The sequence below is a fragment of the Caballeronia hypogeia genome (assembly GCF_001544875.2).
GTDB classification, from domain to species: Bacteria; Pseudomonadota; Gammaproteobacteria; order Burkholderiales; family Burkholderiaceae; genus Caballeronia; species Caballeronia hypogeia.
The window spans coordinates 103,897-117,911 of the sequence record NZ_FCOA02000001.1 but is presented as its reverse complement, the minus strand read 5'-3'; the positions used below and the strand labels follow the sequence as shown (position 1 = coordinate 117,911).

Sequence of the window (14,015 nt, the reverse complement as noted above, 5' to 3'; positions counted from 1 at the left end):
CGATCACCATTCGGCGACGCTGCCATCCGCATGCCGCCACACCGGATTACGCCACCGGTGCCCGACCTTCGCCATCTCGCGCACCTTTTCCTCGTTCACTTCGATGCCCAGCCCCGGCCCTTGCGGGATCGACACCATGCCGTCGTCGTACTTGAAGACTTCCGGATTCTTGATGTAATCGAGCAGGTCGTTGCCCTTGTTGTAGTGAATGCCGAGGCTCTGCTCCTGAATGAACGCGTTGTAGCTGATCGCGTCGATCTGCAGGCAGGTCGCGAGCGCGATCGGCCCGAGCGGGCAGTGGAGCGCGAGCGCGACGTCGTACGCTTCGGCCATCGTCGCGATCTTGCGGCATTCGGTCAGCCCGCCCGCGTGCGACGCGTCCGGCTGAATGATGTCCACATAACCGCCGGCCAGAATGTGCTTGAAGTCCCAGCGTGAATAGAGCCGCTCGCCGAGCGCGATCGGCGTGCTCGTCTGGTTGACGATATCGCGCAGCGCCTCGACGTTCTCCGAGAGCACCGGCTCCTCGATGAACATCAGCTTGTACGGATCGAGTTCGCGGGCGAGCACCTTCGCCATCGGCTTGTGCACGCGTCCGTGAAAATCGACGCCGATGCCCACGTTCGGCCCGACCGCCTCGCGCACGGCGCGCACGTTGTCGATCACGCCCTGCACCTTGTCGAACGTATCGATGATCTGCAGCTCTTCCGAGCCGTTCATCTTCACCGCCTTGAAGCCGCGTTCGACCACCGCGCGCGCGTTGTTCGCGACATCGCTCGGACGGTCGCCGCCGATCCACGAATACACCTTGATCTTGTCGCGCACCTGGCCGCCAAGCAGCGCATGCACCGGGACGCCGTGGAACTTGCCGAGAACGTCCCACAGCGCCTGATCGACGCCCGCGATCGCGCTCATGCCGACCGGCCCGCCGCGATAAAAGCCGGAGCGGTACATCACCTGCCACAAGTCTTCGATATGACGCGGGTCTTTGCCGACGAGATAGTCGGCGAGTTCATCGACGGCGGCAGCGACCGTATGCGCGCGGCCTTCGACAACCGGCTCGCCCCAACCGGTGATGCCTTCGTCGGTTTCGATCTTGAGGAAGCACCAGCGCGGCGGAACGATGAAGGTCTCGAGTTTCGTGATTTTCATTGAGCGTCTCCAGGAAGGATTTCGGCATGGTAGCAAAATCCTGCTGATTTAGCATATTAATAGTATTATTAAGGCGCAGCTTGGGCTTACAAAATATCAATTGAATGCCCGATAATCCTGCCCAAACCTGGGAGAACACCATCATCCACCGCGACTTGCATGGCCATGTAACGCACGAATTAGGCAAGGCGATCCTGCGCGGCGACGTTGCGCCCGGCTCGCCCTTGCCGCGCGAAGCGGAACTGATGGAGCGCTTCGGCGTGAGCCGCACGGTGCTTCGCGAGGCGTTGCGCACGCTCACGTCGAAAGGGCTGATCGAGTCGCGTCCGAAAGTGGGCACGCGCGTGCGCCCGCGCGAAGCGTGGAATCTGCTCGACGCCGACATGCTCGACTGGTACGCGCGCGTCGCGCCGCCGCTGCAATTCGCGCTCAAGCTGCAGGAAATGCGCGAGATGATCGAGCCGTACGCGGCGGCGCTCGCCGCCGACAATCACGAGGACAGCTCGCGCGAACGGCTCACACGCGCGCATCAGGCCATGGTCGACGCGCAGAATGTCGACGAATGGGTGCGGGCCGATCTCGACTTTCATCTGGGCGTGCTCGCCGCGTGCAGCAACGAATTGCTGATTCCGCTGGGCGCGCTGATCGAGCGCACGCTCGAAGGCCAGTTGCGCTTGAACGCGAAGCGCGCGGATGTCTACAACGCGTCGCTCGCGGAGCACACGGCGGTGTTCTACGCGATCCTCGCCCGCGATGCGAGCGCCGCGCGCCGCGCGATGGCCGATCTGCTCGGCGTGACGCGCGGAAGGATCGAAGCTTAGAGCGCGTTCAGCGGAATCTTGAGATATGTCGTGCCATTCTCGGCGGCTTGCGGAAACTGGCCGGCGCGAATGTTCACCTGAATCGCGGGCAGGATGAGCGTCGGCATGCCGAGCGTGGCGTCGCGCGCCTCGCGCATGACCACGAACTCGTCTTCGGTCTTGCCGCCGCCCACGTGAATGTTGTGCTCGCGCTGCTCGAGCACCGTGCTTTGCCAGCGCGGCTCACGCGTGGCCGGCGGATAGTCGTGACAGACGAACAGCCGCGTGTGTGGGTCGAGCGCGAGCAGGCGCTGAATCGAGCGATACAGCGTGCGCGCGCTGCCGCCCGGAAAATCGCAGCGCGCGGTGCCCAGGTCCGGCATGAAGAGCGTGTCGCCGACGAACACGGCGTCGCCGATCCGATACGCCATGTCGGCGGGCGTGTGGCCCGGCACGAACAGCGCGCAGGCCTCCAGTTCGCCGATCATGAAGCGCTCGCCGTCGCTGAACAGGTGATCGAACTGCGAGCCGTCGAGTTGAAACTCGCGCTCGAGATCGAAGATTTTCTTGAACACGCCCTGCACCGTGCGTATCGATTCGCCGATGCCGATCTTCCCGCCCAGTTCGCGCTTCAGATACGGAGCCGCCGAGAGATGGTCGGCGTGCGCGTGCGTCTCCAGAATCCATTCGACCTGAAGCCGCTGCTCGCGCACGAACGCGATGACCGCATCGGCGGATGTCGTCGAGGTGCGTGCGGCCTTCGGATCGTAGTCGAGCACGGGATCGACGATGGCCGCCGCCGAGCCGGTCGCGCCGAAGACGACGTAGGTCATCGTGCCCGTGTTGATGTCGAAGAAAGGCTGAATCGTCGGTTGCATGCTGGTTCCCCCGGACGCCGTGCGATGCGTGACCTCGTGTTCTTCGCCGCTGCTCTGTCGCCGGTGGATTGGGCGTTTTTGGCGGCTTCGCGATACAGTGTAACCCTTTGCGCCGGCGCTCTCGCGCGGGCGTCACCTCCCCGAAAGCTCGCTCAAAGAGGTTCGAATGCCGCTGGTCCCGACTTCGCTCGCGTCGTCGTGGGGCGCGTGGGCCGTCTTCGTCAGCGTGCTGGCGACGCAGCTCGGCGTGCCCATTCCCGCCGCGCCGATGCTGATTCTCGCCGGCACGCTCGTCGCCGACGGCAACGCACCGTTCTGGCAGATGCTCGCGGCCGCCGTGCTCGCGGTGCTCATCGCCGACTCGTTGTGGTTCGCCGCAGGCCGCCTGTATGGACGGCGCTTTCTCAATTCGCTCGTGCGCTTTTCGCTGTCGATCGATACGACCCTGCGCACCGCGCGCCGCTGGTTCGAGCGCTTCGGCGTGCCGCTGCTCGCGCTGTCGAAGTTCGTGCCGGGACTCGGACTCGTATCCGCGCCGCTGCTCGGGACGACGCAAATCGAAGTGCGCGTGTTCGTGCTGTGGGACCTGATCGGCGCGACGGCGTGGGCGAGCTTCTGGATGCTCGGCGGCGCGGCCCTGCAGGAACAGATTGGCAAGCTGGTCGCGCTGGTGCGCGCCAACGGCACGACGGTCATCGACATCCTCGTGATGGTCGCGCTCGGCTTTCTGCTGTATCGATGGATCCGGCGCGTGCAGTTCCGCCAGTGGCTCGAGAAGTATCACATCACGCCCGATCAGCTCGACGAGATGATGCGCTCCGACACGCCGCCCGTGATCTACGACGCGCGCCCGCAGGAGATTCGCCGGCGCGAGCCGTATCGGATCGCGGGCGCGGTATCGCTCGATCTCGATTCGCCCGATCGCTTCGATCAGTTGTACGCGGAGCACGAAGTGGTGGTGTATTGCGTGTGCCCGAACGAAGCAACCGCGAAGACGATCGCGCGGCAGTTGCGCGCGAAGGGTTTCACGCACGTGCGGCCGCTCAAGGGCGGGCTCGATGCGTGGGAGAAGCACGGCTATCCGGTCGAGCCGATTCCCGCCGAGCACATGCTCGCGCCGGCGGACCACGACGACATCGATCACGACATGGTGACGATTCGCGCGGCCGCGCCGGAATGAACTACGTGCGCCGCGCCGGACGATTGACCAGCGCGATGCCCGCGAGCACCATCGCCGCGGCGACCATGAAGCGCACGCTGAAGTGCTCGCCGAGCAGCATCACGCCGAAGGTGACGCCGAAGATCGGCGTGAGAAACGAAAACACCGAAAGGCGCGACGCCATATAGCGCGTGAGCAGCCAGAACCACGTCAGATAGCTGATGAACGCGACGACGATCGCCTGATACGCAAGACTCGCGAGCGCGAGCGGCGACACGGCTTCGACATGCGTCTGCCCGATGCCCACCGCCAGCGCGAGCAGTAACACCGCCGACACCGCCAGTTGATAGAACAGCGTCTTGCTCGCGCTCGCATGCGCAAGCGTCGACGCGCGCACGACCACCGTCGTCGCTGCCCAGAATATGCCGGCCATGATGCCGAGCGCATCGCCCGCGATGCCCTGAAGCGTCGATGCGCTGTTCGGATTGCCGTGCAGGAAACCATCCGCGAACGCGAACGCTATGCCGCAGAACGCGAGCGCGATGCCGCACCATTGCGCGCGCGAAAGCCGCTCGCCGGCGACGAACCAGTGCAGCCCGAGCGCCGTGAAGCAGGGCGCGGTGTAGAGGAACACGGCCATGCGCGTCGCGGTCGTGAGGCTCAGGCCGAAGAAGATGCAGACGAACTCGCCGCCGAAGAGAATGCCCGCGAGCAGGCCGGCGGGCAGCGTGTCGTCGCGCTGAAAGAGCGGCACGCCGCGCGTGCGCGTCCAGATCCAGACGAGCAGGGTCGCGATCAGCGAGCGGATGCCGGCTTGCAGCATCGGCGGAATGGATGCGTTCGCTTCCTTGATGGCGACTTGCTGGAATCCCCACGCGCCGCACAACGCGATCATCACGATGACAGCGGTAGCGTCGGGGGCGCGGCGCAGCGAAAGGGAAGACGTGCTCATCGGCGGGCTCGTGGGCGTGGCGGCGGATGGACGACGCGCGGCGCGCATCGCCATGCACTGATTTGGAGCGTCGATTGTGCCAGCGAACGGGCCGGATGAGCGAATGGTCCGGACGGGACCGTGGAGATTCGAAGCGCGCCGGCATGAAGGCGACGCGCGCGGGCTCGAATCAGGAATGCTTTTCGATCAGCTCGACCTTGTAGCCGTCCGGATCTTCGACGAATGCGATCACTGTCGTGCCGCCTTTCACCGGGCCTGCTTCGCGCGTGACCTTGCCGCCTGCCTGGCGGATGCGCTCGCAGGCATCGGCGGCGTTCTCGACTTCGAGCGCGATATGGCCATAAGCCGTACCGAGGTCGTACTTCTCGGTGCCCCAGTTGTAGGTCAGTTCGAGCACGCTGTTCTCACTTTCCGGGCCGTAGCCGACGAACGCGAGCGTGTACTTGTACTCGGTGTTTTCGCTTTGACGCAGCACGTGCATGCCGAGAATGCGCGTGTAGAAATCAATGGAACGCTGCAGGTCGCCGACGCGCAGCATCGTGTGGAGGAGTCGCATGGTGGAGTTCCTGTTGTGTGTTTGCGGGGGACAGGAAATTGTACCGTCGGCGCTGCGGGCGTGCCGGCGACGCCTCAGAGCGCCGGCAGCAGATCCGGCGGATGATGCTTGAGCGTGTGCCGCGCCTCGCGGAACTCGGGGAAGATGGATTCCACCGTCCGCCAGAAGCGCGGGCTGTGATTCATCTCGCGCAGATGCGCGAGCTCGTGCGCGACCACGTAATCGATGATCGACATCGGAAAATGGATGAGCCGCCAGTTCAGGCGGATCTTGCCGTCGCTCGAACAACTGCCCCAGCGCGTCGCCGCCGAAGACAGCGCATACGCGCGATATTCGACGCCGAGCTTGGCCGCGTACACCGCGAGCCGCTCGCCGAAAATGCGCTTCGCTTCGCTCTGCAGCCAGCCTTGCACGCGGTCCTTGATCTGCTGCACATCCGCGAAGGCGGGCAGGGCGAGCGTGAGCACGTTGGTCTGGTCATCGAACGAAAGGGTGCGCGCCGCCGAGAGCGACACGCTGATCGTCTTGCCGAGATACGGAAACTGCGCGCCGTCCTTCCATTCGATGCGCGGCAGCGCGCGCTGTTCGACGCGCGTCTGCCATTCGGTGATCTTCTTGACGATCCAGTTCTGTTTGTCGAGGATCGCGCTTTCGATATCGGCGATGGTCACCCAGCGCGGCGCGGTGATCGCGAGCCCGGTGCCGTCGATGCAAAAGCCGATCGTGCGCCGCGCCGAGCGCTTTAGCCGGTATTCGAGCGCGCCCGCCTTGAGCACGATGCGGCGCAGGCGCACGCCGTCGGGCAGCGGCGCCGGAGGTGCTTGCTGCGCATTGGGTGCACCGGGCGCGGCGGGCGAGCGGACGGGAACGGGTTCCGCGGTGGGCACGTCGCCGCGCAGCGGCGCCGGTGCGCTCGCGGGCTGCGCGCCGGAGTAAGCCGGTGCATGCTCGAACGGCAGATCGAGTTGCAGGGTATCGAGCGCGACGGCGGGGCGCTGTCGCGATGGGGCTTTCTGCATCGGCTCGGCTTTGCGCTCACGGCGCAGGAATGACGAGAAGAATGAGTAAGGCACGCCGCGGCTCGATATGAAGCGTGAGCCGCTCAGCGGCCCGCGCCCGCGGCGCCGGCCTGGCGGGGTTGCGTGTACGGCGCGGTGTAGGCGTGCGGATCGATGCGGCGCATTTCCGTTTCGATCCAGCTTTCGACGCGCGTATTCACTTCCTCGGGCGTGAGACCGGCAGTATCGATCGGCTGGCCGATCGACACCGTGACTATACCCGGATATTTGATGAAGGAATTGCGTGGCCAGACATGACCGGCGTTGTGCGCAATCGGCACGACCGGTGCGCCGGTCGCAACCGCGAAGCGCGCGCCGCCCGTCTTGTACTTTCCCTGGCTGCCTACACGCGTGCGCGTGCCTTCGGGAAACATGATGACCCACGCGCCTTCGTCCATGCGCGCACGGCCTTGCCGCGTGACCGAGACGAACGCGTCGCGTCCTTGCTTGCGATCGATGTGCACCATCTTGAGCAGTCCGAGCGCCCAGCCGAAGAACGGCACATAGAGCAACTCGCGCTTGAAAACATAGCAGAGCGGGCGCGGCATCAGAGCCGGAAACGCGAGCGTCTCCCAGGCGGACTGATGTTTCGAGAGCAGCACGGCCGGACCATTCGGCAGGTTCTCCATGCCTTCGATCCGGTAGCGGATGCCGATCAGATAGCGCAGCACCACGATGGTGGACTTGCACCAGCCCGCCGCCATCCAGTAGCGCTTGTCGGCGCGCATGAACGGAAACGCGATGAAGCACGCGATCGCGTACGGCACCGTGTACACGATGAAGTAGAGCATCAACAGCAACGAACGGATGAAGCGCATGGAGTTTCAGTGATACGGACTGCCGGTCAGTCTTGATGTCGCGCGAGGAAGTCGAGCGCGAACGCGCGCAAGTCCTTGTGAACGACGGTGCCTTCGGGCAGATTGCCTTCCTTCAGGGTCTTTTCGCCTTTGCCGGTGAGCACGAGATGCGTCGGAAAGCCGAGCGTCTCGCCCGCCTGCAGATCGCGCAGCGAATCGCCGACCACGGGCGTGTCGCGCGGATCGATCTCGAAGCGGTCGATGATCTGCTGCAGCATGCCGGGCTTCGGCTTTCTGCAATCGCACTGATCTTCTGCCGTGTGCGGGCAGAAGAACACCGCGTCGATGCGTCCGCCGACTGCCGCCACCGCGCGATTCATCTTCTGATGCATCGCGTTGAGCGCGGCCATGTCGAACAGGCCGCGCCCGATGCCCGACTGATTCGATGCGATCGCCACGCGATAGCCCGCCTGATTCAGCCGCGCGATGGCTTCGAGGCTGCCGGGAATGGCGACCCATTCGTCCGGCGACTTGATGAACGCATCGGAATCGACGTTGACGACGCCGTCGCGATCGAGGATGACCAGTTTTCGGTTCATGACCATGGCGGCGCCTTATGCGGCGAGCTTGGAGATGTCCGCGACGCAGTTCATCTGCTGATGCAGCGCATTCAGCAGCGCGAGACGATTGTTGCGCAACGCCGGGTCTTCCGCGTTCACCATGACGTCGTTGAAGAAGGTATCGACCGATTCGCGCAACGCGGCGAGCGCGGTCAGCGCTTCCGTGTAATTGCGCGCGGCAAGCGTGCTCTGCACACGCGGCGTCACCTGCTCGATCTGTGCGTAGAGGTTCTTCTCCGCGTCTTCGATCAGCAGTTCCTTGTTCACCGACGCAGGCGCGCCTTGCTCGGACTTCTTCAGGATGTTCGAGATGCGCTTGTTGGCCGCCGCGAGCGCCGCGGCTTCGGGCAGCGCGGCGAACTCGCGCACCGCGTCGAGGCGCGCGACGATGTCGTCGAGGCGCGTCGGATTCAGGCTCAGTACCGCTTCGATGTCGTTCGCCTCGAAGCCGCGTTCGCGCAGCAGGCCGCGCAGGCGATCGAGGAAGAACGCGTAGATGGCTTCGGTCGAATCGGCGACTTGCGGCATGCCCGCGAACTGGCGCTGCGCCGCGTTCACGAGATCGCGCAGGTCGATGGCAAGTTTCTTTTCCAGCAGGATGCGCAGCACGCCGAGCGCGTGACGGCGCAGCGCGAACGGGTCTTTCTCGCCGGTCGGCGCGAGACCGATGCCCCAGATGCCGACGATGGTCTCCAGCTTGTCCGCCAGCGCGACCGCGCAGCCGACGCCGGTGGAGGGCGTTTCATCGCCCGAGAAGCGTGGCTGATAGTGCTCCGAGCACGCGAGCGCGACTTCTTCCGGCTCGCCGTCGTGACGTGCGTAGTACGTGCCCATCGTGCCCTGCAACTCGGGGAATTCGCCGACCATGTCGGTCAGCAGATCTGCCTTGGCGAGACGCGCGGCGCGGCGCGTGAGGGCGGCATCGACGCCGATCATCGGCGCGATTTCGCCCGCGAGCGCTTCGAGTCGCTCCACACGTTGCAGCGCGGAGCCGAGCTTGTTGTGATACACGACGTTCGCGAGCAGCGGCACGCGGTCTTCGAGGCGCTTCTTCTTGTCCTGCGTGAAGAAGAATTTCGCGTCGGCGAGACGCGGGCGCACGACGCGCTCGTTGCCTTCGACGATCTCGCCCGGCGTCTTCGTGTCGATATTCGACACGATCAGGAAGCGCGAGCGCAGCTTGCCGTTCTGGTCGGTGAGCGCGAAATACTTCTGGTTGGTCTGCATCGTGAGGATCAGGCATTCCTGCGGCACTTGCAGGAATTCCTCGTCGAAGCGGCATTCGTACACGACCGGCCATTCGACCAGCGCGTTCACTTCGTCCAGCAGCGCTTCGGGCATCACGACGCGGTCTTCGTCCGCGAATGCCTGCAGTTGCGTACGAATCGATTCGCGGCGATCGTCGAAATTCGCGATGACGCGGCCACGGCCACGCAGCGTTTCGGCGTACTCGTCCGCGTGCGCAATCGCGACGAAGCCTTCCGACATGAAACGATGACCGATGGTCGTATCGCCTGAATCGACGCCGAGCGCGCTCACCGGCACCACGTCGCGGCCATGCATTGCGACCAGGCGCTGCACCGGACGCACGAACTGCACGCTGGTGCCGTCCGGACGCTGATAGGTCATCACCTTCGGGATCGGCAGCTTGCCGAGGGTTTCGTCGAGCGCGGCTTGCAGGCCGTCGGCGAGCGTGGCGCCGGGCGCGGCATAGCGCAGGAAGAAGGCTTCGGCCTTGCCGTCCTGGGCGCGTTCGAGCTCGGACAGCGGGAAGTCAGGGAAGCCGAGCGCGGCGAGCTTCTTCGCGAGCGGCGGCGTGGGATTGCCTTCCTTGTCGAGCGCGACCGCAACCGGCAGAACTTTCTCGCGCACCTGCTTTTCGGGCGCCACATCGCGCACGTTCCTGATGAGCACGGCGAGACGGCGCGGTGTTGCGTATTTTTCGAACGAAGGCGTGCCGTCGATCAGATCGCGTGCCGCCAGACGCTCGACGATACCGTCGGCGAAAGCAGTGCCGAGACGCGCGAGCGCCTTCGGCGGCAGTTCTTCGGTGAGCAGCTCGACGAGCAGGGATGCGTGTTTGGATTGCGTCATTTGTTCTGTCGAGCCTCGTCAAGCCTGTTCGTTGTTGCTGGTTTCACCGGGGGGCGTGCTCTCCACCTTGAGCGGCGGCGCCCATGCGGGACGCTGCGCTTCCTGCTCGTCGGTGACGAGATCGCGATCGCCCCTGACCGGGTTGCCGAGCATCGGGAAGCCGAGTGCTTCGCGCGAATCGTAGTAAGCCTGCGCGACCAGACGCGACAACGCACGAATGCGGCCGATATACGCCGCGCGCTCCGTCACGGAGATGGCGCCGCGCGCATCGAGCAGGTTGAAGGTGTGGCCGGCCTTCAGCACCAGTTCGTACGCGGGCAGCGCGAGCTTCGCGTCGATCATCTTCTTCGCTTCTTCTTCGTAGCTCTTGAAGAAGGTGAAGAGCAGATCGACGTTCGCGTGCTCGAAGTTGTAGGTGGACTGCTCGACTTCGTTCTGGTGATACACATCGCCGTAAGTCAGGCGACGCAATTCCTTGCCGTTCGGGCCGTCTTCTTCCCACTCGGTCCAGATGAGGTCGTATACGTTCTCGACCTTCTGCAGATACATCGCGAGACGTTCGAGACCGTAGGTGATTTCGCCGAGCACCGGCTTGCAGTCGAGGCCGCCCGCCTGCTGGAAATAGGTGAACTGCGTCACTTCCATGCCGTTGAGCCACACTTCCCAGCCGAGGCCCCACGCGCCGAGCGTCGGGTTTTCCCAGTCGTCTTCGACGAAGCGCACGTCGTTCTGCTTCAGGTCGAAGCCAAGTGCTTCGAGCGAGCCGAGATACAGATCGAGGATGTTTTCAGGCGCGGGTTTCAGCACGACCTGATACTGATAGTAGTGCTGCAGGCGGTTGGGGTTCTCGCCGTAACGGCCGTCCTTCGGGCGGCGCGACGGTTGAACGTAGGCCGCGCGCCACGGCTCGGGGCCGATCGCGCGCAGGAACGTGTGGACGTGCGAGGTGCCCGCGCCGACTTCCATGTCGATCGGCTGAAGGAGGGCGCAGCCCTTCTCGTTCCAGTAGGACTGCAGCGTCAGAATGATTTGCTGGAAAGTGAGCATGATTGCCTTGTGCGGGGCGAACGTGGCGCGGCCATCGTCGCGACGATGCGGCTCGGAGGCGCGGCCGAAGTGCTGAAACGTTGAATTTTAGCCGAACGGAGGGCGGGTGCGGCTTTTTGGGCGTCGCGCGCCCTGAAGGAGTGGATGCGCGGACCGCGTCGCGTAGGGCGACGCGGCTTTGTTTCACGCGATGTTCAACGCGTGCCCGAACGTTTCCGGTTGGGCGCGAACGCAAACCCAAACGCCAGCAGGATCAGCGATACCGCGATCACCGTCATGTTCCCGCTTGTCACATAAGGCGTGGCGCCGCTCGTGCCTTGCACGCGCGCTTCGAGCACGCCGGTGGTGAACACCGGCAGTTTCGACACGACATCGCCGTTCGCCGCGATTACCGCCGTCATGCCGGTGTTGGTCGAGCGCAGCATCGGCCGGCCGGTTTCGATGGAACGCATGCGTGCGATCTGCAAATGCTGATCGAGCGCGATCGTGTTGCCAAACCACGCGAGATTCGTCGAGTTGACGAGAATGCCCGCGGGCGTTTCCTGCTCGCGGATCGTGCGCGCGATCTCTTCGCCGAAGATGTCCTCGTAGCAGATATCGACCGCGACCGGCTGGTTATGCACGATGAACGCCTTCTGCGCGATCGGCCCGCGCGCGAGATCGCCGAGCGGAATGCCCATCAGGCGCACGAACCAGTGAAAGCCGAGCGGCACGAATTCGCCGAAGGGCACGAGATGATGCTTGTCGTAGCGATACACGCCGTTCACGTGCGGCGTGACGCCGAAGAGGCTGTTGGTGAAATCGGTCGCGCGGCCGTCGGGGAGAATCGTGACGCCGATCGCGCCGAAGAGGATCGACGAGTTCGTCGTGTCGGCGAAATTGCGGATCGCCACGGCGAAGTCCTGCGGAATCTGCACCGACAACACAGGCAACGCGGTTTCCGGCGTGACGATCAGATCGGCGGGCTTCTCGGTGATGAGCCGTTGATACAGCGCGAGCGACTGATCGACGCCCGCCTGCTCGAACTTCATTTCCTGCTTCACGTTGCCTTGCAGGAGACGCACGTCGAGCGGCGCGTTGGCGGGCGTCGTCCATTCGACGAGCGACAGCAGCATGCCCGCGACGATCAGCCCGAGCGCGACGACGCCCGGCGCGACACGCGCCACTGACGTGCGCGCGTGACGCCAGTTGAACAGCGTCTGCACGATCAGCGCCGCGACCAGCGCGAGCACCCAGCCGATGCCGTACACGCCGACGATCGAGCCGAAGCCCTTCAGCGGCCCGTCGACCTGCGCATAGCCGCTCGCGAGCCACGGAAAACCGGTGAACACGAGACCGCGCAACCACTCGCCGAGCGCCCACGCGCTCGCGAAGGCGAACGCGCCGTGCCAGGTCGGCGCGTATCGCGGCGACGCGTCGATGTCGCTTGCGGTGACCGTGTCTTCATCGCCGAAGCGCGCTTGCCCCGCGACGAACGACCAGACCACGCTCGACAAGGCCGGGTAGATCGCGAGATACAGGGAGAACAGCGCAACGGCTGCCGCGGCAAGCGGCGCGGCCATGCCGCCGTAAACGTGCATGCTGACATAGAGCCACCACACGCCCGTCACGAAGTTGCCGAAGCCGAACGCCCAGCCGGTCAGCGCGGCGCCGCGCCAGCCGCTCGTGCGCGAGAGCCACGCGAAGAACAGCGCGAACACGACGAGCTCGATCCAGCCGCCATGCGGCGTCGGCGCGAAGGAAAGCGTATTGATTGCGCCGAGCACGGCGGCGGCGAGGTAATGCCAGAAGGGCAGCGCGCGCGGCGCTTCGGCGGCCGCAGCGCTCACGGATGCATTGCGCTTACGGGAAAAAAAGCGAGACGATGAATCGGCCATTGATGACGGTCGGGGATCAAGCTGATGCGGGCGGGACGGAACATCGCGGGCGCCGTTCGATGCCGGCGCCCGCGAGAGCGCTTAGTCGCGCAGTTCGTCTTCGTCGTCGCCCGCGTGGTGATGTTGCTGCGCGAGATTCGGCACGCGCCGCACAAGGAGAACGTGAATCTGCCGCGCGTCGCCGCGCTGGATCTCGAACACGAAATCGTCGATGCGCACCTTCTCGCCGCGATGCGGCACGCGCCCGAAACGATGCGTGACGAGGCCGCCGATGGTATCGACTTCGTCGTCGGAGAATTCGGTGCCGAACTCCTCGTTGAACTGTTCGATGCCGGTGAGCGCGCGCACGCGATATTTGCCGTCGGGCGTCGCGATGATGTTGCCGGCTTCCTCGTCGAAGTCGTATTCGTCCTCGATGTCGCCAACGATCTGCTCCAGCACGTCCTCGATCGTGATGAGACCTGCCACGCCGCCGTATTCGTCGACGACGATCGCGATGTGATTGCGGTTCACGCGGAAGTCGTGCAGCAGCACGTTCAGGCGCTTGGACTCCGGAATGAAGACGGCGGGGCGCAGCATGCCGCGCACGTCGAACTCCTCTTCGGCGTAGTAGCGCAACAGGTCTTTCGCGAGCAGCACGCCGATGACGTTGTCGCGGTTGCCTTCGAAGACCGGATAGCGCGAGTGTGCCTTTTCCAGCACGAATGGGATGAATTCGGCGGGGGTTTCCGCGATGTTGATGGCGTCCATCTGGGCGCGCGGCACCATGATGTCGCGCGCGCAGAGATCGGACACCTGGAAGACGCCTTCGATCATTGAGAGCGAGTCGGCGTCGAGCAGGTTGCGCTCGTGCGCGTCCTGTAGGACTTCGAGAAGTTCATCGCGCGATTCGGGCTCGTGCGAGATGAAATCGGTCAGGCGTTCGAGAAGTGAGCGCTTTTCCTGCGGTTTGTCGGCATGGCGTCGACTGGGATAGGGTTCGTTCATAGCGGAGCGCCCGGGAGTTCCCGGGCGCGGGTTAGCGG

At 64.6% G+C, this 14,015-nt stretch carries 13 protein-coding genes; 2 read left to right on the top strand and 11 right to left on the bottom strand.

Features of this window, described 5'->3' with window-relative positions; translation table 11 throughout:
- Positions 1-3: 3 nt before the first annotated feature.
- Positions 4-1,152, bottom strand: a complete 1,149-nt coding sequence (gene dgoD / locus AWB79_RS00535; protein WP_061165430.1) for a galactonate dehydratase — start codon at positions 1,150-1,152, stop codon at positions 4-6.
- 104 nt (positions 1,153-1,256) lie between these two features.
- On the opposite strand from dgoD, the gene AWB79_RS00530 reads away from it, so the two are divergent.
- Positions 1,257-1,973, top strand: coding sequence for a FadR/GntR family transcriptional regulator (locus AWB79_RS00530; RefSeq protein ID WP_061165429.1), 717 nt, complete (start codon positions 1,257-1,259; stop codon positions 1,971-1,973).
- Here AWB79_RS00530 and AWB79_RS00525 read toward each other — a convergent pair.
- Positions 1,970-2,830 (bottom strand): MBL fold metallo-hydrolase, encoded by an 861-nt coding sequence (locus AWB79_RS00525; protein ID WP_061165428.1) that lies wholly within the window; start codon positions 2,828-2,830, stop codon positions 1,970-1,972. The two genes, AWB79_RS00530 and AWB79_RS00525, sit on opposite strands and share 4 nt — an antisense overlap.
- Before the next feature lie 166 nt (positions 2,831-2,996).
- On the opposite strand from AWB79_RS00525, the gene AWB79_RS00520 reads away from it, so the two are divergent.
- Positions 2,997-4,010, top strand: a complete 1,014-nt coding sequence (locus AWB79_RS00520; RefSeq protein ID WP_061165427.1) for a DedA family protein/thiosulfate sulfurtransferase GlpE — start codon at positions 2,997-2,999, stop codon at positions 4,008-4,010.
- 1 nt (position 4,011) lies between these two features.
- Here AWB79_RS00520 and AWB79_RS00515 read toward each other — a convergent pair whose 3' ends face one another.
- The 9 genes from AWB79_RS00515 to AWB79_RS00475 form a co-directional block, all read right to left on the bottom strand.
- Positions 4,012-4,941 (bottom strand): DMT family transporter, encoded by a 930-nt coding sequence (locus AWB79_RS00515; protein WP_061165904.1) that lies wholly within the window; start codon positions 4,939-4,941, stop codon positions 4,012-4,014.
- Positions 4,942-5,110: 169 nt separating this feature from the next.
- A complete protein-coding gene (gloA, locus tag AWB79_RS00510; protein ID WP_061165426.1) occupies positions 5,111-5,497 on the bottom strand; it encodes a lactoylglutathione lyase in 387 nt (128 codons plus the stop codon).
- A 74-nt stretch (positions 5,498-5,571) separates the two neighbouring features.
- A complete protein-coding gene (locus AWB79_RS00505; RefSeq protein WP_061165903.1) occupies positions 5,572-6,516 on the bottom strand; it encodes a M48 family metallopeptidase in 945 nt (314 codons plus the stop codon).
- Positions 6,517-6,599: 83 nt separating this feature from the next.
- Positions 6,600-7,373: a lysophospholipid acyltransferase family protein gene (locus AWB79_RS00500; protein ID WP_061165425.1), complete on the bottom strand. Its 774-nt coding sequence runs from the start codon at positions 7,371-7,373 to the stop codon at positions 6,600-6,602.
- Positions 7,374-7,399: 26 nt separating this feature from the next.
- Positions 7,400-7,957, bottom strand: a complete 558-nt coding sequence (gene gmhB, locus AWB79_RS00495; protein WP_061165424.1) for a D-glycero-beta-D-manno-heptose 1,7-bisphosphate 7-phosphatase — start codon at positions 7,955-7,957, stop codon at positions 7,400-7,402.
- Positions 7,958-7,966: 9 nt separating this feature from the next.
- Complete coding sequence (gene glyS, locus AWB79_RS00490) at positions 7,967-10,066, bottom strand: glycine--tRNA ligase subunit beta (protein WP_061165423.1); 2,100 nt, start codon at positions 10,064-10,066, stop codon at positions 7,967-7,969.
- 18 nt (positions 10,067-10,084) lie between these two features.
- A complete protein-coding gene (glyQ, locus tag AWB79_RS00485; RefSeq protein WP_074169312.1) occupies positions 10,085-11,113 on the bottom strand; it encodes a glycine--tRNA ligase subunit alpha in 1,029 nt (342 codons plus the stop codon).
- A gap of 194 nt (positions 11,114-11,307) precedes the next feature.
- Positions 11,308-12,990 carry an apolipoprotein N-acyltransferase gene (gene lnt, locus AWB79_RS00480; protein WP_082862244.1) on the bottom strand — a complete coding sequence of 561 codons (1,683 nt, stop codon included), beginning with the start codon at positions 12,988-12,990 and terminating at the stop codon, positions 11,308-11,310.
- An 81-nt stretch (positions 12,991-13,071) separates the two neighbouring features.
- The gene (locus AWB79_RS00475; RefSeq protein WP_061165421.1) at positions 13,072-13,977 is read right to left on the bottom strand and encodes a CorC family transporter; all 906 of its coding nucleotides are present in this window, start codon (positions 13,975-13,977) and stop codon (positions 13,072-13,074) included.
- Positions 13,978-14,015: the final 38 nt, after the last annotated feature.